This window comes from Sphingopyxis sp. C-1, assembly GCF_001047015.1.
GTDB lineage: Bacteria > Pseudomonadota > Alphaproteobacteria > Sphingomonadales > Sphingomonadaceae > Sphingopyxis.
The window spans coordinates 1052022-1075356 of sequence record NZ_BBRO01000002.1 but is presented as its reverse complement, the minus strand read 5'-3'; the positions used below and the strand labels follow the sequence as shown (position 1 = coordinate 1075356).

At 63.4% G+C, this 23335-nt stretch carries 29 protein-coding genes; 14 read left to right on the top strand and 15 right to left on the bottom strand.

The annotated features are described in order from the left end of the window. Positions 1 to 69: 69 nt before the first annotated feature. Positions 70 to 525, top strand: a complete 456-nt coding sequence (locus SC1_RS19780; RefSeq protein WP_062187044.1) for an Hsp20 family protein — start codon at positions 70 to 72, stop codon at positions 523 to 525. Between the two features lie 93 nt (positions 526 to 618). Here SC1_RS19780 and SC1_RS19775 read toward each other — a convergent pair whose 3' ends face one another. The 12 genes from SC1_RS19775 to SC1_RS19720 all read right to left on the bottom strand — a co-directional run bounded on the left by SC1_RS19775 (position 619) and on the right by SC1_RS19720 (position 9004). Further along, a complete protein-coding gene (locus tag SC1_RS19775) occupies positions 619 to 1092 on the bottom strand; it encodes a GNAT family N-acetyltransferase (RefSeq protein WP_062186258.1) in 474 nt (157 codons plus the stop codon). Beyond that, complete coding sequence (locus SC1_RS19770; protein WP_062186256.1) at positions 1092 to 2201, bottom strand: M14-type cytosolic carboxypeptidase; 1110 nt, start codon at positions 2199 to 2201, stop codon at positions 1092 to 1094. Before SC1_RS19770 ends, SC1_RS19775 begins: the two co-directional genes overlap by 1 nt. Next, entirely contained in the window at positions 2198 to 2827 is a 630-nt protein-coding gene (locus SC1_RS19765) for a DUF4136 domain-containing protein (protein ID WP_062187042.1), read from the bottom strand. Before SC1_RS19765 ends, SC1_RS19770 begins: the two co-directional genes overlap by 4 nt. A 160-nt stretch (positions 2828 to 2987) precedes the next feature. After that, a complete protein-coding gene (locus SC1_RS19760; RefSeq protein ID WP_062186254.1) occupies positions 2988 to 3653 on the bottom strand; it encodes a cell wall hydrolase in 666 nt (221 codons plus the stop codon). Between the two features lie 197 nt (positions 3654 to 3850). Beyond that, on the bottom strand, positions 3851 to 4189 hold the full coding sequence (locus SC1_RS19755; RefSeq protein ID WP_062186252.1) for a DUF1491 family protein: 339 nt from the start codon (positions 4187 to 4189) through the stop codon (positions 3851 to 3853). 21 nt (positions 4190 to 4210) lie between these two features. After that, the gene (locus SC1_RS19750) at positions 4211 to 4675 is read right to left on the bottom strand and encodes a PTS sugar transporter subunit IIA (RefSeq protein WP_062186250.1); all 465 of its coding nucleotides are present in this window, start codon (positions 4673 to 4675) and stop codon (positions 4211 to 4213) included. Between the two features lie 152 nt (positions 4676 to 4827). Beyond that, on the bottom strand, positions 4828 to 5400 hold the full coding sequence (gene hpf / locus SC1_RS19745; protein WP_062186249.1) for a ribosome hibernation-promoting factor, HPF/YfiA family: 573 nt from the start codon (positions 5398 to 5400) through the stop codon (positions 4828 to 4830). Positions 5401 to 5445: 45 nt separating this feature from the next. Continuing rightward, entirely contained in the window at positions 5446 to 6147 is a 702-nt protein-coding gene (dnaQ, locus tag SC1_RS19740; RefSeq protein WP_062187040.1) for a DNA polymerase III subunit epsilon, read from the bottom strand. 19 nt (positions 6148 to 6166) lie between these two features. Further along, positions 6167 to 6790: a dephospho-CoA kinase gene (gene coaE, locus SC1_RS19735; protein ID WP_062186247.1), complete on the bottom strand. Its 624-nt coding sequence runs from the start codon at positions 6788 to 6790 to the stop codon at positions 6167 to 6169. Further along, positions 6787 to 7602: a shikimate dehydrogenase gene (gene aroE, locus SC1_RS19730; protein ID WP_193749231.1), complete on the bottom strand. Its 816-nt coding sequence runs from the start codon at positions 7600 to 7602 to the stop codon at positions 6787 to 6789. Before aroE ends, coaE begins: the two co-directional genes overlap by 4 nt. Beyond that, positions 7599 to 8195: a Maf family protein gene (locus SC1_RS19725; RefSeq protein WP_083436011.1), complete on the bottom strand. Its 597-nt coding sequence runs from the start codon at positions 8193 to 8195 to the stop codon at positions 7599 to 7601. Before SC1_RS19725 ends, aroE begins: the two co-directional genes overlap by 4 nt. Next, a complete protein-coding gene (locus tag SC1_RS19720; protein ID WP_062187034.1) occupies positions 8192 to 9004 on the bottom strand; it encodes a pyruvate, water dikinase regulatory protein in 813 nt (270 codons plus the stop codon). The genes SC1_RS19725 and SC1_RS19720 overlap by 4 nt, the downstream gene beginning before the upstream one ends. 340 nt (positions 9005 to 9344) lie before the next feature. Here SC1_RS19720 and hemE point away from each other — a divergent pair, with 340 nt between their 5' ends. The 6 genes from hemE (at position 9345) to SC1_RS19690 (ending at position 13762) form a co-directional block, all read left to right on the top strand. Continuing rightward, positions 9345 to 10373: a uroporphyrinogen decarboxylase gene (gene hemE / locus SC1_RS19715; protein ID WP_062186245.1), complete on the top strand. Its 1029-nt coding sequence runs from the start codon at positions 9345 to 9347 to the stop codon at positions 10371 to 10373. Between the two features lie 33 nt (positions 10374 to 10406). After that, on the top strand, positions 10407 to 10823 hold the full coding sequence (locus SC1_RS19710; RefSeq protein WP_370568761.1) for a CopD family protein: 417 nt from the start codon (positions 10407 to 10409) through the stop codon (positions 10821 to 10823). A gap of 194 nt (positions 10824 to 11017) precedes the next feature. Further along, on the top strand, positions 11018 to 12274 hold the full coding sequence (rho, locus tag SC1_RS19705; RefSeq protein ID WP_037557490.1) for a transcription termination factor Rho: 1257 nt from the start codon (positions 11018 to 11020) through the stop codon (positions 12272 to 12274). Between the two features lie 10 nt (positions 12275 to 12284). Continuing rightward, on the top strand, positions 12285 to 12578 hold the full coding sequence (locus SC1_RS19700; RefSeq protein ID WP_062186241.1) for an antibiotic biosynthesis monooxygenase: 294 nt from the start codon (positions 12285 to 12287) through the stop codon (positions 12576 to 12578). Positions 12579 to 12637: 59 nt separating this feature from the next. Continuing rightward, on the top strand, positions 12638 to 13300 hold the full coding sequence (locus SC1_RS19695) for a TerC family protein (RefSeq protein ID WP_152682531.1): 663 nt from the start codon (positions 12638 to 12640) through the stop codon (positions 13298 to 13300). A 60-nt stretch (positions 13301 to 13360) separates the two neighbouring features. Next, entirely contained in the window at positions 13361 to 13762 is a 402-nt protein-coding gene (locus SC1_RS19690) for a DUF1489 family protein (RefSeq protein ID WP_062186238.1), read from the top strand. On the opposite strand, the gene SC1_RS19685 is transcribed toward SC1_RS19690, so the two are convergent. Genes SC1_RS19685 through SC1_RS19675 form a run of 3 tightly spaced genes read right to left on the bottom strand, consistent with a single transcriptional unit; the run spans position 13759 to position 16444 of the window. Continuing rightward, positions 13759 to 15336 carry an FMN-binding glutamate synthase family protein gene (locus SC1_RS19685; protein WP_062186237.1) on the bottom strand — a complete coding sequence of 526 codons (1578 nt, stop codon included), beginning with the start codon at positions 15334 to 15336 and terminating at the stop codon, positions 13759 to 13761. The genes SC1_RS19690 and SC1_RS19685 overlap by 4 nt on opposite strands. A gap of 11 nt (positions 15337 to 15347) precedes the next feature. Next, the gene (locus tag SC1_RS19680; protein ID WP_062187030.1) at positions 15348 to 15710 is read right to left on the bottom strand and encodes a nuclear transport factor 2 family protein; all 363 of its coding nucleotides are present in this window, start codon (positions 15708 to 15710) and stop codon (positions 15348 to 15350) included. 35 nt (positions 15711 to 15745) lie between these two features. Continuing rightward, positions 15746 to 16444 carry a dienelactone hydrolase family protein gene (locus SC1_RS19675; RefSeq protein WP_062186235.1) on the bottom strand — a complete coding sequence of 233 codons (699 nt, stop codon included), beginning with the start codon at positions 16442 to 16444 and terminating at the stop codon, positions 15746 to 15748. Between the two features lie 107 nt (positions 16445 to 16551). Here SC1_RS19675 and SC1_RS19670 point away from each other — a divergent pair, with 107 nt between their 5' ends. From SC1_RS19670 to SC1_RS19640, 7 genes are all read left to right on the top strand, one after another. Then, positions 16552 to 16848, top strand: a complete 297-nt coding sequence (locus tag SC1_RS19670; RefSeq protein WP_062186233.1) for a DUF6489 family protein — start codon at positions 16552 to 16554, stop codon at positions 16846 to 16848. Between the two features lie 23 nt (positions 16849 to 16871). After that, the gene (mnmE, locus tag SC1_RS19665; RefSeq protein ID WP_274520288.1) at positions 16872 to 18176 is read left to right on the top strand and encodes a tRNA uridine-5-carboxymethylaminomethyl(34) synthesis GTPase MnmE; all 1305 of its coding nucleotides are present in this window, start codon (positions 16872 to 16874) and stop codon (positions 18174 to 18176) included. 76 nt (positions 18177 to 18252) lie between these two features. Next, positions 18253 to 20121 carry a tRNA uridine-5-carboxymethylaminomethyl(34) synthesis enzyme MnmG gene (gene mnmG, locus SC1_RS19660; RefSeq protein WP_062186229.1) on the top strand — a complete coding sequence of 623 codons (1869 nt, stop codon included), beginning with the start codon at positions 18253 to 18255 and terminating at the stop codon, positions 20119 to 20121. Continuing rightward, positions 20121 to 20768, top strand: a complete 648-nt coding sequence (gene rsmG, locus SC1_RS19655; protein WP_062187029.1) for a 16S rRNA (guanine(527)-N(7))-methyltransferase RsmG — start codon at positions 20121 to 20123, stop codon at positions 20766 to 20768. The genes mnmG and rsmG overlap by 1 nt, the downstream gene beginning before the upstream one ends. Then, positions 20765 to 21547 (top strand): ParA family protein, encoded by a 783-nt coding sequence (locus SC1_RS19650; protein ID WP_062186227.1) that lies wholly within the window; start codon positions 20765 to 20767, stop codon positions 21545 to 21547. The genes rsmG and SC1_RS19650 overlap by 4 nt, the downstream gene beginning before the upstream one ends. Then, positions 21548 to 22516, top strand: a complete 969-nt coding sequence (locus tag SC1_RS19645) for a ParB/RepB/Spo0J family partition protein (RefSeq protein ID WP_062186225.1) — start codon at positions 21548 to 21550, stop codon at positions 22514 to 22516. 261 nt (positions 22517 to 22777) lie between these two features. Beyond that, on the top strand, positions 22778 to 23275 hold the full coding sequence (locus SC1_RS19640; protein WP_062187028.1) for a DUF4402 domain-containing protein: 498 nt from the start codon (positions 22778 to 22780) through the stop codon (positions 23273 to 23275). The last annotated feature ends 60 nt before the right edge of the window (positions 23276 to 23335 follow it).

The window sequence follows — 23335 nt, the reverse complement described above, 5'->3', positions numbered from 1 at the left end:
CGGGGCCGGGTGGCGATCGCGGTTACCGCCGCGGTCCCTGACTTCGCTTTTGAAAAGGAAGAAAGATCCATGCGTAACAGTTTCGACTGGACCCCCTATCGCCGTTCGACCGTCGGTTTCGACCGCCTGTTCGATTTCCTCGAAACGGGCGGTTCGGGCGCCGAAAATTATCCGCCCTTCGACATTGAAAAGGTCGCCGACGATCATTTCCGCATCACCGTCGCGGTCGCCGGTTTCAAGTCGGACGAGATCGATATTACCGCGCAGCAGAATATGCTGACCGTCAGCGGCCGCAAGGCGCCGGTCGCCGAAGGCGAGGGGCGTCAGCTCCTCTATAGCGGGATTGCAACGCGCGCGTTCGAGCGCCGCTTTCAGCTTGCCGATTTCGTGCGCGTCGACAGCGCCGACCTGGCCGACGGGCTGCTCGTTATCGATCTGGTACGAGAAGTGCCTGAGGCGATGAAGCCGCACAAGATTGCGATCGGCGCCGCACAGCCGACGATCGTGGACAAGAAGGCCGCGTAACAACGCCCCCTGAACAACCGAAAATACGGGGTCCGGAGTCCCTTCCGGGCCCCGTTTTCATATGGACCGTTCGTCATTCCCGCGAATGAAGCGTCAGAGAATACGCGTCATGAAGTGGCTGAACGGGTCAGGCCGGTAATCGGCGAATGGCTCGCACTCGACGAAACCATAACGCCGGTAAAGCGCGAGCGCGGGTTCGAACGCCCCGCTCGATCCGGTTTCGAGACTGAGGCGTTCGAGACCCCGTTCGCTCGCGACCCCGATGATATGGTCGAGCATGTGCGCGGCAACGCCCTGCCGCAGAAAGGGTTCGGCGGTGCGCATCGACTTGATCTCGCCATGCGCGCTACCCAGCATCTTGAGTGCGCCGCAGCCTGCAAGCTCGTCGCCGCGGTGGATGGACCAGAAAGTCACCCCATCCGCGCGGAGGCCATCGAAGTCGAGGAAGTGGCAGCTTTCGGCCGGCGAATTCGCAAGCATGCCGGCGAAATGGACTTCGAGCAGCGCGCGGATGGCGGCGCCCGACAAATCATCCTCGACGATCCGCCAGGCGTCCGCCTTTCGCATCAGAGAAGCTGGTCCAGCGTCGCGAGGCACGCGTGCGCGAGCAATTTCGAACGTTCGGGTGACCAACCGGCGACAGGGTCGGGCAGGTCGCGATTATCCTTGAAAGGCATTTCGAGCGTCATCGACACCGCACCGAAACGTTCGGCGAGCTGCGTCGTCGACATAGACAGATTCGCCTGCCCCGGCGCGGTTTCGGCATAGCCGAGGTCGAGCTGGAAATCAGGGGTGTTCGCGGCGAGCGCGGTTTCGAAAGCCTTATATTTCTCTGTCTGCTCCGTCTTCAGCGACGGGATGCCTTCGAAGCCCGCGAGGAAGACCGCGGGGATCGCTTCGTCGCCGTGGACGTCCATCGCCCAGTCGACACCCGTCGCGTCCATCGCATTGCGGACCGCAAGCACCTCGGGGCTGCGTTCGGCAGTCGGATTGTCCCATTCGCGGTTGAGATTCACGCCGGCGAAATTGGTGCGCAGATGGCCGCGGCACGAACCGTCCGGATTCATATTCGGGACGATGTGGAAGCGGCATTTCTGGCGCAGCGAACGCGCATGCGGGTCAGCAGGGTCGACGAGCTTTTCCAGCGCGCCTTCCATCCACCATTCCGCCATGCTCTCGCCCGGATGCTGGCGCGCATAAAGCCAGACCTGTGTGTCGCCCGTGCCCATTTCGAGGCAGTCGATCGGTTGACCTTCAAGGCTGGTGCCGAGGCAGCGATAAGTCACGCCTTCGCATTCGGCGATCTGGGCGACGAGATCGTGATGACGCTCCATCGAATAGGGCGCGAAATAGGCGATATAGAGAATGGGGCTTTCGGCGGTGTGCTGGATCGTCAGCGTGCCCGCGTCATAGCTGGTGTCGAGGCGGAACCAGGTTTCGCGATCGGTACTGGCGCAGGCGGCATAGCCAGGCCAGCCGTCGGGATAGGCCGAATCGGCGAGGCCCGTGATCGCGAGATCGAGCGCATCGCCGACGGCGCACGAGACGCGAAAGTGGAACCATTGGAAAAAGTCCGATTCGCGGTCCTTGCGAATCGAAAGGCGCGCCGACGTGCCGTCGACATTTTCCACGACGATATTGCCGCTGTCGAAAGCGGCGTTGATGCTGATGGTCATTTGACGCTGATAGTGCGTCCCGATTCCCCGGGGAAGTCCTTGAATAAGGCTTCAGCCAATTTCGCCGCGGCAAGGCTGGGCTGGTTGGCGGGCGCCTTTACCGGAACGGCGGTCAGCGCGCGGCCTTCCCACAGCGCCTGACCCGTCGCGGCATCGTCGATGCGCACCGAGAGCTGAAGATCGGCCATCCGCTTGGGACCGCCACCAAGATTGATCCCGATTCCAAGGCCGACACCCGACCCATAGCTGCCCGTCGAACCGCCAACGCCGACCGATACGGGCGAACGGCGGCCTTCCGGAAGCTGCTCGCTGCGGTCAAAGGCGATACGGACGAGGAGCGGCGCGCGTTCGCCCGAGCCCGCCGCGACAAGACCCTGCCGCTGGAGCTGCTGGTCGACTGCGGCGCGATAGCTGTTCCATTCGAGCGAGGGCATGGCCGTACCAGGTGCCCCGTTCCCCGGAGCATCGAGCGGCGCGGTCGCGATGGCGTAACGCGTCCCTGGTGCCCAACCCGGCGCCGCGTTGGTGTGAAAGCGGGTGACTTCGACCGGGGGAACCGCGGTGGCGCAGCCCCCGAGAGCGAGCGCCGCTGAACCAAGCAGGGCGACGGAAAGATGACGCGTCATACCCGTATCATGCGCCAGCAATTATGGCTTGGCAATGAACGGCATGCGCTTTGCTCCGTCATGCCGGGCCTGACCAGGCATCCACCGACGATGGCGCGACTGGGTCCCGGATCAAGTCCGGGAGACGAAGAGGGCGCGGCTCTGCGCCGCGCCACCCGGGTCAACGATAGAAGATGTGGTTGTCGATCTGCGCGATGCGCGTCTTGCGCCAGCCCGGCGAGACATAGCGCGCGTGGAAGAAGAGCGCGCCCGGGGCGTGGTTCTTCCAGCTACCGTCCCGCGCGATCTGCGCGATCGCGACCGCGTTGTTCCACTGCGCGGCGTTGCGGATGGCGGGCATCCGGCCGCCGCGCACGAAGCTGAACTGGCTTTTCTGATGGACGACGCCGCAGAGGCTCTTGGGGAAACGGCCCGATTGGGCACGGTTGATCACGACATGCGCGACCGCGAGTTGGCCAGGAAGCGATTCGCCGCGTGATTCGAAATAGACCGCGCCGGCGAGGCAGCGCAGTTCGGGATCGATGTCAGCGGGCTTTGGCGTTTCGGCGACGAGTTCGGCGAGCGAATCGGCGGTCACCGGGGCCGGCTTCGGCTCGGGTGCGACATCGTCTTCGGTTTTCTTGCTGTCTTCGACCGGCAGTTCGCCATCGGTCGGCAGGTCCGCCGTTTCATCCGCAGCCGGCGCATCGGCGCCCGGCAGGATGATCGCAGGAATATTGGCGTCGGCCGCAAGATCGCTTGCGAAGCCCGGTTCCGCCAAAAGCAGCATGGAGGCGGCAGTCATGCCGACGGCAGCCATGCCGGCTACGTTCAAAATGCGACTCATATTGTCCGTCAAAAGTGCGGCCGATGAACCGAACCTCTCAAAACAGGCGGGGGACTATGGTCCTGTATCGCCGCCTGCGGTCATCGTCCGACTGCGTGTCCAAACCGTTTTGCCGGGTGCTTTGCCAAGGCAGTGCAACCCGCGGAACGACCTACGCGTTATCGAATGGGCGCCAGTTATTGTGCGCCGCAACAGAGTCAAGTTAGCGCGGCCCACTCCGCGACGAGTTGTGGCGCATCTGCGATATCCAGTTCGATCAGCCACAGATCGGGATCGGCCTTTCGCCGCCGCTCCTGATAGGCGGCGCGCGATTCACTATCTTTTGCGTCGGCCGGACCGACGGCTTCCCAGATATAGTGGCCATTCGCCGAAAAACGCCGTTCGAGCAACGGTCCCAGTTCGCCGCGATCGCTGCACTGGACAAGGATGATGCCCGAATTTTCGTCGCCCTTGGCGAGCACGGTCGCGAAACCGCCCGCCGCTTCGGTCCGGCGAAGCAACAGGTCGACGAGGAAGCGGCTTTTGAGCCGCGTCACGGGATGACTCGCGGTGCGGCGTTACGCCGCGTCACGCGTTTCGGTGTCGGCGAGCAGCGCGTAAAGCGCCTCGTCATTCTTCGCCCCGCGCAGTCGTTCGGCGATCGCGTCGTTGCGTAGCATGCGCGACACACCCGCAAGCGCCTTCAAATGGTCGGCACCGGCGTCCAGCGGCGACAGCAGGATGAACAGCAGGTCGACCGGCAGACCGTCGACCGCGTTGAATTCGATCGGTTTCGCGAGTTGCAGGAACAACCCGCGCACGCCGCCGAGGTCGGCCATCTTGGCGTGCGGCAGGGCGATCCCGCGACCGAAGCCGGTCGATCCGAGGCGCTCGCGTTCCAGCAGCGCCTCGCTGACTTCGCCCGCATCGAGACCGAGCGAACGCGCCGCGAGGTCGCCGACGAAGGGGAAGAGCGCCTTTTTCGAATCGAGCTGGACGTGCGCGCGCACGGTCGCTGGATAAAGAAGGGAAGAAAGATTCATTGCTCTGGTCAAATCTTGTTAAACGCCGGCCGCCGCCAGACACTTAATTGCTGGCAGGCGATCGCGGATCTGTCGTGGCAGGCCCCCCGCCATCCCGGCTTCGGGCATCGTTGGGCGCGGCCCTTAAGCCGGATGGCGGAGAAAATCCAGCCTTATCGTGGTTCGACCCAGCCGATCGTCCCGTCGTCGCGGCGATAGACCATATTATGCGTGCCGGTCTTGCTGTTGACGAAGAGCAGCGCGTTGGTGTTGCGGAGGTCGAGCATCATCACCGCGTCGGACACGCTGCTGCTCGGAATATCGACGCGGGTTTCGGCGATGATCGCCGGCGCGTCGCCCGCATCCTCTTCGCTACCGGCGTCGAACACGGTGTAGCCCGCATTGTCCTCGATCTCGTCGACGGTCGGCGAAGGTGCTGCCACGCCGTTGTTGTGATCCTTCAATCGCCGCATGTAGCGCCTGAGCTGCTTTTCGATACGCTCGGCGGCGCCTTCGAACGCGACATGCGCATCCTGTGCCTGGCCATGCCCCTTCAGCACCAACCCCTGCATCACATGCGCGACGATGTCGCACTGGAAACTGTCATGCGGCCCCTTGCCGAAGGTCGCATGCGCGCCGATCGCGCGGGAGAAATATTTGTCGGCAATCGCGTTCATCCGATCCGATACGTGCGACTGCAGCGCTTCGCCGGTTTCGATCTGGTGGCCAGAGACGCGGATTTCCATTTTTCTTCTCCTTCTTGGCCGGCGCGATGATTTAGGGAAAGGTCATCACACCGTATCGAGCCACAGCGGCTGATTCAGCCCTGCGACAAATTCGGCGTGGCGCGCGAGTTCGGCGGCCGACGCCATATGGGGACGGGGTTCGCGAAAGGGGCGGTCGAGGCCGCGCGACGCAGCGGGCGCGGCGACCGTCGGGGCGGCCGCGCTTGCAGCCGAAGCGGCGAGGCCGAGGCCGATCTGCCGCCCGCCAGTCATTTCGATATAGAGATGCGCGAGCAGTTCGGCGTCGAGCAAAGCGCCGTGTTTGACGCGGTGGCTGCGATCGATGCCGTAACGTGTGCAGAGCGCATCGAGGCTGTGTTTCGCGCCGGGGTGCAACTTGCGCGCCATCTGCACCGTGCAGCACATGCGCGTCATATCGAGCGCGGGGCGGCCGGCGCGCGCGAGCTCGGCGTTGACGAAACCGAAGTCGAACGCCGCGTTGTGCGCGACGAGCGGCGCATCGCCCAGAAATTCGATCAACTCGTCGACGCGAGTCGCGAACAGCGGCTTGTCCGAGAGGAACTGGATCGAAAGCCCATGCACAGCCTCTGCCGCGGCGGGCATGTCGCGTTCAGGATTGAAATAGGCGTGGAAGGTGACGCCGGTTTCGCGGCGGTCGACCAGCTCGACACACCCGATTTCGACCAGCCTGTCCCCGCTCTTGGGATCGAAACCCGTAGTTTCGGTATCGAAAATAATCTCACGCATCGAAGCCATAATCTGGACCCTATCGGGCGTGGAAACAAGAGGCGATGAATCTTATCTGACGGTGCGTCTCGCTTTTGGGGCGGCCCGTTTCGATGATGAAATCGGCGCGCGACCGCTTAACGCGATCGGGAACCTGAAGCCGTCGAATCGCCTTCAGTTTCGCCGCAGTCATGCCGGGACGACGCATCACACGCTTGCGCTGCATCCACGCGGGCGCGGAGACGACGGCGATCGCGCCGACTTTTCTCCAGCCGCCCTTTTCGAAGAGCAAAGGTATGTCCAGCACAACGACGTCGCGTGCGCGGTGGCGTGCGAGAAAGCGCTTCTGCGCCTTGCCGACCGCGGGATGGACGATCGCCTCGAGCGCTGCGAGTTCATGCCCGTTGCCGAGCACCAGCGCGCCGAGTTTTTGACGGTCGACGCCATTCGGACCCGTCGTGCCCGGAAAGCGCGCCTCGATCGCAGCGACAAGCGCACCGCCGGGACCTTGCAGCCGGTGCACCTCGGCATCGGCATCGAAGACGGGTACGCCTTCGCGGACAAACATCGCCGCGGCAGTCGACTTGCCCATGCCGATCGATCCGGTAAGGCCGAGGATGAAGGGCCGGCGGAGCCGCGAACCAAGGCGTTTCTTATGCGTCATGCCGTCAGCAGCGCGCGCAGCTCCTCGTCGCGGCCCTCGGGCGGGGCGCTCCCGAAGAACAGCTCGAAGGCGAGCGCGGCCTGGCCGATCAACATGTCGAGCCCGTCGACGGTGTCGAGCCCGCGCGCCTCGGCCGCCTTGAGCAGGCCGGTCTGAAGCGGCGAATAGACGAGATCGTAGACGATCGCATCTTCGGTAAGTGGCGACAGGTCGAGGTCGAGTGGCGGCTGGCCCTTCATGCCAAGGCTGCTCGAATTGACGAGCAGCGACACCGGCGGGAGCTGCGCATCGAGCGCGACGACCTCTCCCTTGAGACCGAATGTCGCGAGGAGGCCCATCGCTTTCAGCGGACTTCGGTTGAGGATCGTCACCGCGCCGACATTCGCCCGTGCGAGCGCGAACAGCACCGCCCGCGCCGCGCCGCCCGCGCCGATAACCGCGACCGCTGCGCCCTCGAGATCGAGTTCGGCGAGCGGCGAATAGAAACCCGCGGCGTCGGTATTGGTACCGATCAGCGATCCGTCCTTCTGCCGAACGATCGTGTTCATTGCACCGATCGTACCGCGAATGTCGCCGGGATCATCGACGAGATCCATCACCGCACCCTTGTGCGGCATGGTGACATTGCACCCGCGCCAGTCGGGATCGCTACGGCGCTCCGCGATGTACGCAGCGAGACCTTCGGATTTTACATGCGCGCGGCGATAGTCGCCGGCGAGCCCCAGTGCTTCAAGCCAGAAACCGTGGATCAGCGGCGATTTCGACTGGGCGATCGGGTCGCCGATCACTTCGGCATAAGGAATATTGCTCATGATACGGCCAATCCCGTGGTGCGAAGCCATGCCAGCAGCGGAAGCATCGGCATGCCGATGATGGTCCAGGGATCGCCTTCGACCCGTTCGAACAATTGCACGCCTGCCCCCTCGATTTCGTAACAACCGACGGTCCAGCGGATGCTGTCCCATTCGCGCGCGACATAGTCGGCGATGAAGGCGTCGGACAAGGGGCGCATCCACAGCTTCGCCTCGCCAATCGCGCGCCACACGGGCGCACCGTCGCGCGCGGCGACCGCGGCGCTGAACAGTCGGTGCCGCGCGCCGGCCATGCGGCGGAGGTGATCTTCAGCCTCTTCGGGGCTTTCCGGTTTCGAAAGCATCGACCCATCGTCGAGCGCGAGGGTGGAATCGGCGCCGATGACGGTGACACCCGGAAGCCGCGACGAGATTTTGACCGCCTTCGCCTCGGCGAGCGCGTCGGCGATGTTGCGAGGGGTCTGGCCGGTGGCGAGCAGCGAAGCAGTAAGCGCCTCCTCATCGACATGCGCGGCGCTGATTTCGAACTCGAGACCGGCGGCGCGGAGCATCGCGGCGCGGCCGCTGCTTTGCGAGGCAAGAAGGATGGTCATGCCGCGCCGCGATCTTCGACGAGCTTGATTACCGCGGCGGCGGTTTCCTCGATCGAGCGGCGCGTCACATCGATAACCGGCCAGCCATTGTCGGCGAACATACGCCGCGCATAGGCGAGTTCGGCCTTTACCCGCTCGTCGTCGACATAGGAGGTTTCGGGCGCCTGATTGAGCGAGAGCAGGCGATTGCGGCGCACCTGCACCAGCCGGTCGAGTCCGGTCGTCAGCCCAACGATCATCGGGCGCTTCAAGCTGAACAGCGCGTTCGGCGGCGGCGATTCGGGAACGATCGGGATGTTCGCGGTCTTGAAACCGCGATTGGCGAGATAGATGCTCGTCGGGGTTTTCGACGTCCGCGACACGCCGGCAAGGACGATGTCGGCCTGTTCCCAATTTTCCCAGCCGATCCCGTCGTCGTGCGCGACGGTGAACTGGATCGCCTCGACGCGCGCGAAATAGGCGGCGTCGAGTTGGTGCTGGCGGCCTGGACGCGCTTTTGCTTCCTGTCCGAGCATCCGCGACAGCGCATCGGTGACGGCGTCAAGCGCCGCGACAGTCGGCAGATTGAGCGCACTCGCGCGGCGTTCCAGGCTGACCCGCAATTCGCCATTCACCAGCGTGAACAGGATCATCCCCGGACTTGCCTGCACTTCGGCCATGATCCGGTCGAGATGCGATTCCGATCGCACCATTGGCCAGAAGTGGCGCACGACCTCGACATCGTCGAACTGCGCAATCGCCGCCTTGGCGATATTTTCGAGTGTCTCGCCCGTGGAGTCGGATATGAGATGCAAGTGGAGCCGGCCCATCGCGGCACCATGGCGGGAAAGCGCCGAAAAAGGCAAGCCACGAAGCGTTTTGCCGGCCTGTGGATAATTTTTGGCATAAGCCCAGGGATGAAATCGGCATGCAGGATTCATCCACGGCCGTGTCGATTCCGCTCCACCGCTTATCCACAAAGCATGAATCTTATCCACAGGCTGTGAATATGGGGGAATGTGCTTTGCGACTCTCTGGCTGGCCGAGCGGCATGCAGAGTCAAGCTGTTGGCAAAAAGGACGCCCCGGCCTAAAGCCGCGCTTGTCCGCCGACCTACAAACCACCACAATATTATTCAAATATGTATATGAAGAGAGAAAGAGGGCCCGCGTGAAGGCGTCACCGAAGAGTCTGCTCGCAACGCTGCGCGGGGTGCGGCAAGAGCGCCCCGCGCTTTGGCTGATGCGTCAGGCCGGACGCTATCTACCCGAATATCGCGCCCTTCGCGAAACCAAGGGCGGCTTTCTTGAGCTTTGCTATGACCCCGAAGCCGCGGCCGAAGTGACGTTGCAGCCGATCCGGCGTTTCGGTTTCGACGGCTCGATCCTCTTTTCCGACATTCTCGTGATTCCGCACGCACTCGGCCAGCATCTGTGGTTCGAGGCAGGCGAGGGACCGCGGCTCGCTCCGCCGCTCGTCGATAGCGCGCTAGCGTCGCTGGAAACGGCTCACCAGCGGCTCGATCCGGTTTATGCGACGGTCGCGCGCGTTGCCGCAGCCTTGCCGCCCGAAACGACCTTTCTCGGCTTTGCAGGAAGCCCCTGGACGGTCGCGACCTATATGGTAGCGGGGCAGGGGTCGAAGGATCAGGCGGCCGCGCGGCGGCTCGCGTTCGGCGATCCGGCGGCATTCCAGAATATCATCGATGCGATCGTCGACCTGACCGTCACCTATCTCTCTGGGCAGATCGAGAATGGCGTCGACGCCGTCCAATTGTTCGACAGTTGGGCGGGAAGCCTGTCGCCGGCGCAATATGAGCAATGGGTGATCGCGCCCAACGCCGAGATCGTCCGCCGCCTGAAGGCGCTGCACCCCGATACGCCGATTATCGGTTTTCCAAAGGGTGCCGGCGGCAAGCTCCGCGCCTATGCCGACGAGACCGGGGTCGATGCGATCGGGCTCGACGAGACGGTCGATCCGGTGTGGGCCGACGCGGCCCTGCCGGCGCATCTGCCCGTACAAGGTAATCTCGATCCGCTCGCGCTCGTCGCGGGCGGCACCGCGCTCGATACGGCGATCGACCGTATCCTTGCGGCTTTCCCATCGCGTCCCCATATCTTCAATCTCGGCCATGGGATCGTGCCCGACACGCCGATCGCCCATGTCGAACATCTGATCAGACGCGTTCGCGGCGGATAAAATATGGAACTGGCAGGCTTTTTGGGGGCGACGATGCTTTGGGTCAAAGCGGCGCATATCATTTTCGTGATTTTCCTGATGGCCGGCCTGTTCATGATGCCGCGCTTTTTCGTCTATCACCACCAAGCGCCCGTCGGCTCCGACGAAGATAAAAAATGGATCGAGCGCGAGGATCGGTTGCGGCGGATCATTTTGAACCCCTCGCTGATCATCGTCTGGATCTTTGGGCTGATGCTGGCGTTCAACGGCGATTATTGGCGCGAGGGTTGGTTCATTGCCAAATTCCTGCTCGTGGTTGCCCTGTCGGGCTATCACGGCTGGATGATCGGATATTTCAAGAAGCTTCAGAAGGGCGAGCGCCCGCTCAGCGAGAAGCAGCTTCGGATGCTCAACGAGGTGCCAGGCATCGCCGCGGCGATCATCGTCATCCTCGTCGTCGTCCGCCCTTAGAATCCGCGTCTTCCGGCGCAGCGCGATTGACTTGAACCCGGCCCGGATATAGGGGCCGATCAACCCCGCTTAGCGCGGGCGGCGCTTTCTTGCGCCGACGCTATCTTTAACGGTCGTCCCACGGCCGGATAGGCACCAGCAGGTGCAACGAATTCGTTTCATTTCTCCCTGATTTTCTACCCGGAATCCATCCAATGCATCTTAAAGAACTCAAGACCAAAGCGCCCGCCCAACTCGTCGAAATGGCGGAAGAACTGGGCGTCGAGGGCGCGTCGACGCTGCGCAAGCAGGACCTGATGTTCTCGATCCTGAAAGAACTCGCCGAAGAGGGCGAGGAAATCATCGGGTCGGGCACGATCGAGGTCCTCCCGGACTCGTTCGGTTTCCTGCGCTCGTCGGATGCGAATTATCTCGCCGGTCCCGACGACATCTATGTCTCGCCAAACCAGGTTCGTAAATATGGCCTGCGCACCGGCGACACCGTCGAGGGCGAGATTCGCGCCCCGCGCGATGGCGAACGCTATTTCGCGCTCACCAAGCTGATCAAGGTCAATTTCGACGACCCCGAAGCTGTGCGTCACCGCGTCAATTTCGACAATCTCACGCCGCTTTATCCGAACCAGAAGCTGTCGCTCGATACCGTCGACCCGACCGTCAAGGACAAGTCGGCGCGGGTGATCGACCTCGTCAGCCCGCAGGGCAAGGGTCAGCGCGCGCTGATCGTCGCGCCGCCGCGTACCGGTAAGACGGTGCTGCTGCAGAATATCGCCAAGGCGATCACCGACAACCACCCCGAGGTTTACCTCATCGTCCTTCTCGTCGACGAACGTCCCGAGGAAGTCACCGACATGCAGCGTAGCGTGAACGGCGAAGTCGTTTCCTCGACCTTCGACGAACCCGCGACGCGCCACGTGCAGGTCGCCGAAATGGTGATCGAAAAGGCGAAGCGCCTTGTCGAGCACAAGAAGGATGTCGTCATCCTGCTCGACTCGATCACGCGCCTCGGCCGCGCCTACAACACCGTCGTTCCTTCGTCGGGCAAGGTGCTGACCGGCGGCGTCGACGCCAACGCCCTCCAGCGCCCCAAGCGCTTCTTCGGTGCCGCGCGCAATATCGAGGAAGGCGGTTCGCTGTCGATCATCGCGACCGCGCTGATCGATACTGGCAGCCGCATGGATGAAGTCATCTTCGAAGAATTCAAGGGCACGGGTAACTCGGAAATCGTGCTCGACCGCAAGGTTGCCGACAAGCGCATCTTCCCGTCGCTCGACGTCGGCAAATCGGGCACCCGCAAGGAAGAATTGCTCGTGGAGAAGGACAAGCTGTCGAAAATGTGGGTGCTGCGCCGCATCCTCATGCAGATGGGCACTGTCGACGCGATGGAATTCCTGCTCGACAAGATCAAGGATTCGAAGACCAACGAGGATTTCTTCGACTCGATGAACCAATAAGGTTTTCGGCATGGCCGTCATCGAACATGCGCTGCTTCACGTCCGCGTGGGACGCGAAAGCGAATTCGAGGCGGCCGTGGCCGAAGCTCGTCCGCTGATCGAAGCGTCGCCGGGCTTTATTTCGCTTAAAATTTGTCGCCCGATAGCAACCGGACAGGCTTATCTGCTTTTGGTGAAGTGGAGGTCGGTCGAGGATCACCGCGACGGCTTCCGGCAATCGGACCGCTACCAGCAGTGGCGGGCATTGCTGCATCACTTTTATGACCCTATGCCAGAGGTCAGCTATTTCGGAGAGCCGGTGTGATTTTGGAATTTTTGACCCAGGCGGGCACGCATGCCGCCGGATTTGGCGGACCCGCGGGTATGTGGGAAGCGATCGTCAAGGATTTCTCGAACATCACCGAGCCTGCGGCCTTCGCCGCCTTCCTGCAGGTGCTGATGATCGACCTCGTCCTTGCGGGCGACAATGCGATCGTCGTCGGCGCGCTCGCGGCGGGGCTTCCCGCCGAACAGCGCAAGAAGGTCATCCTGATCGGCGTGCTTGCAGCGCTTGTCCTGCGCATCGCCTTCGCGCTCGTCGTGACACAGTTGATGCAGATCGTCGGGCTGATCTTCGTCGGTGGGCTGCTGCTGATCTGGGTCGCGTGGAAAATGTGGCGCGAGCTGCGCCACACCGGCCAGTCGCATGGTTCGCCGGAAGTCGAGGGTGATGAGCATTCGGGCCTGAAGCCCGCCAAGAGCTTTGCCGGCGCAGCCTGGGCGGTGGCCGTCGCGGACGTCAGCATGAGCCTCGACAATGTGCTCGCAGTCGCGGGGGCGGCGCGCGAGCATCCGGGAATCCTGATCGTCGGCCTGATCTTTGCCGTCGCGCTGATGGGCGTCGCGGCAAACATTATCGCCAAATATATCGAGCGTTACCGCTGGATCGCCTATGTCGGCCTTGCCGTCATCGTCTATGTTGCGATCAAGATGATCTACGAAGGCTGGGTCGACCCCGGCGTCGGGATCGGGACGCTCTTCGGCTAAAAAGGGAAAAGCCAGTCCTTCGGGGCTGGCTTTTTTTCGCCGGCTTCCCATCTCTCGGGCATGTCCCAGCTTCATATGACCCGCGTCGCCGTCGGCTGCGCCGACTATCCGGCGCTGCAGGCGCGGATCACCAACTATGCGCAAGACGGCGAGATCCGTTTCACGACGCGGTTCAAGCCGAAGCGCGCCGACGAACTGATCGGCGGCAAGCTGCATTTCATCGTCAAGCATACGCTTGTCGCGCGCGTTGAAATTCTGCGCTTCGATGATCGCAGCGACGGGCGGATCGATATCGTCTGCGTCGCGGCGCTCGAGCGGATTCATCCGCAGCCAAAGCGCGCACATCAGGGCTGGCGTTATCTGGCCGACAGCGATGCGCCAAGCGGAGTGGACGAGGGCGATGGGCTCGCTGATCTGCCGCCCGAACTCTATCGCGAACTGGCGGAACTAAGCCTGATCTAGAGCGCCGCGCGGAAGCTGTCGGCGCGCGCCATGGCCCAATAGCGGGCACCCGCGACCGATCCCGGATCTTCGAGCAGCACCCCGCGCGCGTAGAATTTATAGATGCGGTCGATCGAGTCCGAGCGTGCCGAATTCAGGCGCTCGTGAAGATGGTGCGGTTGGATCTGCCAGGGCGATTCGAGCCCCATTGCCGAGCTGATGTCCCACAGCGCGTTCACCGTCGCGGCCTGAAAGCGCCGTACGCGTTCGGCCTTGTCCTCGACCACCAGCCCGCGCTGGCGGCCGGGATCCTGCGTCGCGACCCCGGTAGGACATTGGTCGGTGTGGCATTTGAGCGATTGGACGCAGCCCAGCGTGAACATGAAGGCGCGCGCGGCGTTCGACCAGTCGGCGCCCAATGCGCAATTCATCGCGAGCCCCGCGCCCGAATGGACTTTGCCCGACGCGGCGAGCTTGATCTCTTCCTTGAGCCCGCAGCCGACGAGCGCGTTGCGTACAAAAATAAGGCCTTCCCTCAAGGGCATGCCAACGCTGTTCGAAAATTCGACCGGCGCAGCACCAGTGCCACCTTCAGCGCCGTCGACGACGATGAAATCGAGCCGTATGCCGGTTTCGATCATTGCCTTCATGACGGCATAGATTTCGTGCGGCTGCCCGACGCATAATTTGATCCCGACGGGTTTGCCGCCGGACAGTTCGCGCAGTCTGGCCGCCCACACGATCATCTCGATCGGCGTTGAGAAGGCCGAGTGCGAGGCGGGCGAGATGCAGTCGTGGCCTTCGCGAACACCGCGCGTCGCGGCGATTTCGCTACTGACCTTGGGCCCCGGGAGGACGCCGCCGTGGCCGGGCTTCGCGCCTTGGCTGAGCTTGATCTCGATCATCCGAATCTGGTCGTTTTGCGCGGTGTCGCGAAAGCGTTCGGGATCGAAGCGGCCTTCGTCGTCACGGCAGCCGAAATAGCCGCTGCCAAGCTCCCACACGATGTCCCCGCCATGGATGCGGTGATAGGGGCTGAAGCCGCCCTCACCGGTGTCGTGGTAGAAATTGCCCATTTGTGCGCCGCGATTGAGCGCCTCGATCGCATTGGCGCCGAGTGAACCGAAGCTCATCGCCGAGATGTTGAGCGGCGCGGCGGCGTAGGGCCGCGCACATTGCGGTCCGCCGACGAGCACACGCTGCGTGCGGTCGGGGCCCGCGGCCGGCGCGATGCTGTGGCTCATCCATTCATATTCGTCCGAATAGACGTCCAGTTCGGTGCCGAAGGGATGGCTGTCGAGTTCGCCCTTCGCGCGCGCATAGACGATGTCGCGCTCGGCACGCGTAAAGGGCCGCCCGTCGAACGGACCCTCGACGACATAGGCGTAAAGGAAGGGGCGAGCTTCCTCGAACAGCCAGCGAATGCGCGCGATCAGGGGGAAGTTGCGGCGGAGGCTGTGGTGGCGTTGGACCGCGTCATAGACGGCAATAAGGAGGAGCGGGACCCAAAGCAGCAGCGTCCAGCGCGCGGGCGTCCACCAGGCCGCGAACGCCGTCGCGGCCAGGAGGACAGGGAAGGCGATCCAGCGAAGCACCGTTCGGCCCGCTACTGACCCGCCTGTTCAGGGAGCATCGCCGCCATCTTTTCCCAGACCTTGTTGATCGCCTTGAGCGGTCGTACCATCACTTTGAAATCACTTATCTTTCCGTCATGGTTCCATGTGATGATGTCGACGCCGTTGATCTGGATGCCGTCGAGGCTGCTCTGGAACTCCAGCATCGCCTGATCGCCATCGACGATCTCGCGAAGATAGCGAAAATCGTCGCCGCCAAGGACATGGCTCGCCGCGTGGAGATAGGCGAATACCTTGTCGCGGCCCGCCTGCGGTGTGTGGACGACGGGCGAGTGAAAGACCGCATCCTCGGCGAGCAGGTCGCGCAAGGCCTGCGGGTCGCCGCCGCCCGCCATATAGGCGTGCCAGGCGGCGAGACCAGGATGAGCGCTCACGCAAGCTTCTCGGCAAAGAAGGCACGGGTGCGGCCGTCGGCGAGTTGCGCACCTTCCTCGTCGCGACGATTGCCCATCGTCGCGGCAAAGCCATGGTCTAGCCCCGGATAATCGTGGAGGATGACCTTCGGATGCGGGTCGAGCGCGTCGTGGACCTTCTTTTGCGCGGCATGGTCGACGAAATGGTCCTCGGTTGGGATATGGAGCATCAACGGATTGGCGATCGCATGGCTTTCATTCAGCATCTGGTCGATCATCACGCCATAATAGCCGACCGACGCGTCGATATCGGTGCGCGTCGCCGCCATATAGGCAAGGCGGCCGCCGAGGCAGAAGCCGACGCAGCCGATCTTGTCCGCACCCTGGTCGCGCAGCCAGTGGATTGCGGCTTCGATATCCTTGACGCCGTCGTCGGCGTCATATTGGCCGAAATATCCGAGCGCCTGCTGGAATTCGGCCTCGACATCGGGGCTAAGCTCGACGCCGGGGGCAAACCGCCAGAAAATGTCGGGTGCAATCGCAAGATAACCCTCGGCCGCCCAGTCGTCGCACTTCTTCCGGATGCCTTCGTTGACCCCGAAAATTTCGGGGATGACGATGATCGCGCGCGTGCTGTCGGCGTCGGGGCGCGCGACATAGGCGGGAATGTTGCCGGCGCCGTCGAGCGTCGGGATGATAGTGTTGGTCGCGGCCATGTGGGGAGCTCTCCTGTCTCTTGCTTCTTTGCTGGGAAAGCGCAAAGCTAGCGGGGCTATGAGCAGGGCTCAAGCGGCTAACCGGCATTTCGGGGCGGAGACAGGCGATGAAATTCAATATCGAGATCGATTGCACCCCCGAAGAGGCCCGGCGGCTGTTCGGCCTTCCCGATCTTGAGCCGCTGCACGATATCTACCTCGACCGCGTCAAGGAATTGATGGCGAAGGGCATCACGCCCGATATGGTCCAGTCTATGGTCAAGACGTGGGTGCCGATGGGCGGCAGCGGGCTTGAGCTGGTGCAGTCGTTGCTTGGCCAGTTCGGCGGTGGATTGATGGGTGGCGGGTCGAAATCGGCCGACAAGGACGACGACGACAAGGCCGCCAAGGGGCGCAAGAGCTGATCCAAGCCGATGTAAGAGATACGATTTTTGCGCTGTCGAGCGGGATGCCGCCGGCGGCGATCGGTGTCGTACGCGTGAGCGGGCCAGCGGCGGGATCGGCGCTCCGGGCGCTGGCGGGACGATTGCCCGAAGCGCGCCATGCCTCGCTTGCGGCGCTCAAGGATGCGGAGGGTATGCCGCTCGATCGCGCGCTGATCCTGTGGTTCCCCGGTCCAGCGACGGCGACGGGCGAAGACCTCGCCGAACTGCACTTGCATGGCGGGCGTGCGGTGGTCGCGGCAGTCGAAACGGCATTGGGCGCACTGCCGGGCTTGCGGCGCGCCGAACCTGGCGAATTTACACGGCGGGCGTTCGAAAATGGGCAGATCGATCTCGCCGAGGCCGAGGGGCTTGCCGATCTTCTCGCCGCGGAGACCGAGAGTCAGCGGGTGCAGGCGCTTGGCATGGCAAGCGGGCATGTGTCGCGCGCGGTGGAGGGATGGCAGGATCGGCTGCTCGGATTGATGGCGGGCGCCGAGGCCGAGCTCAATTTTGCCGATGAGGATGATGTCGAAGTTGGCGAAAGTGTCGCGCAGCGTTTGATTGCGGGGATGGGGACGCTTTCGGGCGAGATGGACGAATGGCTGGCGCGGCCGGCGGCGGAGGTGATCGCCGAAGGGCTTTCAGTTGTAATCGCGGGTCCGCCGAACGCCGGAAAATCGACCTTGATCAATGCCTTGGCGCAGCGCGAGCTGGCGATTGTCTCGCCGGTGGCCGGGACGACGCGTGACGTGATCGAAACCCCGCTCGCGCTCGACGGCATCGCGATGCGCTTTTCGGATACCGCGGGAATTCGCAGCGAAGGTGCCGATGTTATCGAGGCGATCGGGATCGACCGCGCGAAGGCGGCGGTTGAAGGCGCCGACATCCTGCTTTGGCTTGGGGCGCCGAAAGAAGCGCCCCAACATCCGCGCGCTATCCTGATCGCAGCGCAGGCCGATCGCTGGTCCGGTGATGCGGCGGCAGAGGCCGAAGCGGCGCGCTGCGATCTGGTCCTGTCGGCAACGACGGGCGAGGGGATGGACAGGCTTCATCGCTATATTGTCGACATGGCGCGGACCTTGCTGCCGCGCGAGGGTGAAGCGGCGCTGCGCGAGCGTCAGCGTGTCGCGCTCGCCGAAGCGCGCGATTGGCTCACGATCGAGGTAGGATCACGCGAAGCGCGCGATTTAATCCTGCTCGCCGAACGGCTTAGGCTCGCTGCGACGGCGCTCGACCGGATCACCGGGCGCGCCGGAGTGGAGGATATGCTCGACGCGTTGTTCGGGCGTTTCTGCATCGGGAAATGATGTTCCACGTGAAACATCGCGCCGGTCGCAGCGCGGTGGATTCGATGCGCGCTTTGCGCTAAAGGCCGCCACAATCATGCAGAATGAAGCGATTTTCGATGTCATCGTCGTTGGCGGTGGGCATGCTGGAACCGAGGCTGCGGCGGCCGCAGCGCGGCTTGGTGCGCGTGTCGCGCTCGTCAGTTTCGACCCCTCGCTGATCGGGACGATGTCTTGCAACCCAGCGATCGGTGGGCTGGGCAAGGGGCATCTGATGCGCGAAGTCGACGCGCTCGATGGGTGGATGGCGCGCGCTGCCGACCGCGCCGCAATCCATTACCGGATGCTCAACGCTTCGAAGGGCGCGGCAGTTCAGGGGCCGCGCATTCAGGCTGACCGAAAACTTTATCGCGCGGCGATCCAGAATTTTCTCGCGGCCGAGGACGGCATCGCCGTCGTCGCGGGTGAGGCGGCGGGGCTTCGGCTTTCGGACGAGGGTCGGGTCGAAGGACTCGACCTTGCAGACGGGTCGATGCTGAAAGCCAGCGCGGTCGTGCTCGCAACCGGGACATTCCTTGGCGGCCGACTGTTTCGCGGCGAGGAGCGGATGCAGGGCGGGCGTATCGGTGAAGCCGGCGCACACCGGCTCGCCGAACAATTGCGTGCCGCCGATCTCCCGATGGCGCGGCTCAAGACGGGCACGCCACCGCGGCTTGACGGACGAACGATCGACTGGGCGCGGCTCGACGAGCAACCGTCGGATAGCGCGGAGGGTGCGCGCTGGACCTGTTCCACGTGGAACAGCGAACGCACGGTGTCGCAGGTTTTTTGTGCGATCACGCGCACCAATGCCGAAAGCCATGCGATCATCGCGGCAAATCTCGATCGTTCGCCCTTGTTTACCGGGGCGATCGGCGCAGCGGGTCCGCGCTATTGCCCGTCGATCGAGGACAAGATCCATCGTTTTGCCGATCGCGACGGGCATCAGGTGTTTCTGGAACCCGAAGGGCTCGACAGTTTTCTGGTCTATCCAAACGGGATTTCGACCTCGCTTCCCGCTGACGTGCAGCTCGCGATGCTCCGAACGATGATAGGGCTCGAAACGGTCGACATGGTCGTGCCGGGATATGCGGTCGAATATGACCATATCGATCCGCGTGCGCTCGACCGGACGTTGCAGGTGCGCGCGATGCCGGGACTCTATTGCGCGGGACAGATCAATGGGACGACCGGATATGAGGAGGCGGCGGCGCAGGGCCTGGTCGCTGGCGCAAATGCCGCGCTGGCCGCGCAGGGGCGAGACCCGCTGATCCTCGATCGCAGCGAATCCTATATTGGCGTGATGGTCGATGACCTTGTTCTGCAGGGGGTGACCGAGCCCTATCGTATGCTCACCGCGCGCGCCGAATATCGGCTGCGGCTGCGTGCCGACAATGCTGCTACACGGCTGACGCCGAAAGGGATCGAACTTGGGCTGGTCCGCCCGGCGACTGCGGCGTTGTTTGCGGCGCGACAGGCCGAACGCGCGAAGGCCGAAGCTTTGCTCGACGCGTCCGTCGCAACGGCCGATTATGCCGCCGTCGGCCTCGCGCTTCCGGGCGATGGCATCATGCGCAAGCGAATCGACCTGTTGCGCTACCCCGACATGTCGGTCGCACGGCTCGCCGTTCTGGCGCCCGAACTCGATTCGATCGATCCAGCTATCCTGTCGGAGATCGGCGAGGACGCGCATTATGCGCCCTATATCGCGCGGCAGGATGCCGAACTTCGCGCGCTCGCGGCGAATGAAGCGATCGCACTCGATCCCACGCTCGACTATGCGGCGATCGGCGGGCTGTCGCGCGAGATGGTCGAGCGGCTGACGAGGGCGCAGCCCGAGACGCTGGGGCAGGCGGCGCGGATCGACGGAGTGACACCTGCGGCACTGACGGCGATCATGGTGCATAGCCGGCGGCGCGCGGCGTGATCGTAGAAAGCGAAGAGGGCGCACGCGGATGGATCGGCGATAGCTTTGCGCCGACGGCGGACCAGTGGGCGAAGCTCGAACGATTCGTGCAGATGCTCGTCGAAGAAAATGGGCAGCAAAATTTGATCGCGGCGTCGACGATCCCCAATATCTGGGTTCGCCATATAGCCGACAGTGCGCAGCTTCTTTCTTTCGACACGTGTGAGGGCGAGGGGCTCTGGATCGACCTGGGGAGTGGACCGGGGCTGCCGGGTTTGGTCGTCGCGATCCTGAGCGCGCGACCCATGCTGCTTGTCGAATCGCGCAAGCGGCGCTGCGACTTTCTCCGCGCGGTCGCCGCCGAACTTGATCTGGCGCATGTCGAGGTTGCCGAAGCGCCGCTTGAACGTATTGAAACGCGGCCGGCCGCGACGATCAGCGCGCGCGCTTTCGCTCCACTCGACAAGCTGCTCGACTTATCCGCCCGTTTTTCCACCGAATCGACGCGCTGGCTGCTGCCAAAAGGACGAAACGCAGTTAAGGAACTGGCTTTGCTGCCCGAGCCATGGCAGAGAATGTTCCACGTGGAACAGAGCCGTACGGACGCTGAGAGCCAGATTTTGGTCGGCTCCGGAAAAATATCGGCAAAACAGCGAGGAAAGCGATGATCCGCATTGCCGTGGCGAACCAAAAGGGTGGGGTCGGCAAGACGACAACGGCGATCAATCTGGCGACCGCGCTCGCGGCCACCGGCTGGCGCACGCTGATCATCGATCTCGATCCGCAGGGCAATGCGTCGACCGGGCTCGGTATCAAGCAATCGCAACGCGAATGTTCGAGCTATGAATTGCTACGCGGCGACGCGACGCTTGCCGAATGCGCGATTCCGACCGCCGTCCCGCGGCTCGATATCGTCACCGCTACGGTCGACCTGTCGGGCGCCGAGATCGAACTGATCGAATTTCAAGATCGCCTGCACCGCCTGCAACAGGCGCTGTCGAGCGCCGAGGCGGGGCAGTGGGATATCTGCCTGATCGACTGTCCGCCGTCGCTCGGGATGCTGACGCTCAATGCGCTGATTGCGGCCGAATCGCTGATCGTGCCGCTGCAGTGCGAATTTTTCGCGCTCGAGGGGCTCAGCCAGCTCCTCACCACGGTCGAGCGTGTGCGCGAGCGCTTCAACCAGAAATTGTCGATCCTCGGCGTCGCGCTGACGATGTTCGACCGCCGCAACCGGCTGACAGATCAGGTGTCGGATGACGTTCGCGAGGTGCTTGGCCCGGTGGTGTTCGAAACGGTCATCCCTCGCAACGTCCGCCTGTCCGAAGCGCCGAGCCACGGGCTTCCCGCGCTGATCTATGATCACCGCTGCGCCGGATCGGCCGCCTATATCGCGTTGGCGCGTGAGCTGATCGACCGGCTTCCAAACGTCCGCAAGGCTGCATAAATGGCTGATAATAAATACGAAACTGGATCGGAATCGACGCCAGCGCGCAAGCGGCCCTCGGGGCTCGGCCGCGGGCTCAATGCCCTGTTCGGTGATGTTGCCGTCGAGGCCCCGGTGCTGGCGACCCCCGGGGGCGCTGCGAAGGCGGCTGCGCCCGTATCGGGCGATGCCGTGCAGCATGTCGGGGTCGGATCGATTCGTCCGCTCCCCGGTCAGCCGCGCCGCCATTTCGACGAGAATGCGATCGCCGAACTGGCCGATTCGATCGGGCTGCGCGGATTGCTGCAGCCGATCATCGTCCGCCGGTCGCCCGACGGAGACGGCTATCAGCTTGTTGCGGGCGAACGGCGATGGCGCGCAGCGCAGCGTGCCGGGCTGCATCAGATTCCCGCGCTTGTGCGCGAACTCGACGACGCCGCGACCTATGAGATCGCGCTGGTCGAGAATATCCAGCGCCAGGACCTCAACGCGATCGAAGAGGCGAGTGCCTATCGCCGCCTCATCGACGATTTCGGGCATAATCAGGAAGCGCTGGCGAAGCTGGTCGGCAAGTCGCGCAGCCATGTTGCAAATCTGATGCGCCTTCTCGACTTGCCCGAAAGCGTGCAGGCGCTGGTTGGCGACGGATCGCTGGCGATGGGGCATGCGCGCGCGCTGATCGGCGCGGACGACGCCGAAGCGATCGCGCGCCGCGTCGCGAAGGAAGGCCTGTCGGTCCGCGCCGTCGAGGCGTTGGTCCGCGCGAGCAAGGGCGACGATGCGCCGCGCAAGGCGCCGCTTGAATATAAGAGCATGGATGGCGGGCGCGATCCCGATATCGTCGCGGTCGAGCGGCATCTGTCCGAGCTGCTTGGGATTGGCGTTGCCATCCAATATGCGGGCGAGGGCAAGGGGGCGCTGACGCTGAAATTCGCGTCGCTCGACCAGCTCGACATGATTTGCCAGCGGCTTTCGGGCGAGGGGATCTGATTCGCGCCATAACGCGCATCAAAATGTATCAGTCCGGGCCGTCGACGAAAAATCGGGCGGTGCGGCATTCTTCGCTATTCATAGATAGCATATTGATTTCACGATAATATATCGGTCTCCTCCGGCCAGTTCTTGCTGCGTCGTTAACCAATCTTGCTGGCAAAGCCTGAACAGGTCCCTGTCTAAACGAGTCGGCGAATGGGGTGGGATATCCATTCGAAAATTCGACCGAAATTCTTCGGTATCAAGGGACCAAATCATATGCGCAACTTTGGAATGAAGCGCGCCCTTCTGGGCGCCGCGATTGCTGCCCTCGCCATGAACGCCTCGGCGGCGCAGGCGGCGTCGGCCACCGGGACGGCCACGGCCAAGATCCTTCGCCAGATCACGCTCACCAAGACCAGCGACCTGCAATATGCGACGATCATCAGCGGCGCGACGGCTTCGACCGTCGCAGTGTCGACCGCCGGTGCCGCGACCTGCGGCGCGGGCCTGACCTGCACGGGCACGACGACGGCGGGCAGCTATAATGTTCAGGGTACGAACGGCGCCGTCGTGCTCGTTGGCGGCGATTCGACCGTCACGCTCAACGGTTCGCTCGGCGGCACGATGACGTCGACGCTGACCTATTCGTCGCCGAACATCACGCTGAGCCCGACCGGTGGCAGCTTTCAGGTCGGCGGCACGCTGAGCGTGGGCGCCAACCAGGCATCGGGCGACTATTCCGGGACGTTCAACGTCACCGCAAACTACCAATAAGCGTTGGGGGGCCTGGCGGGCCGAGATCCGCCAGCCATTAAAATGGGGTCGACGGGCGCG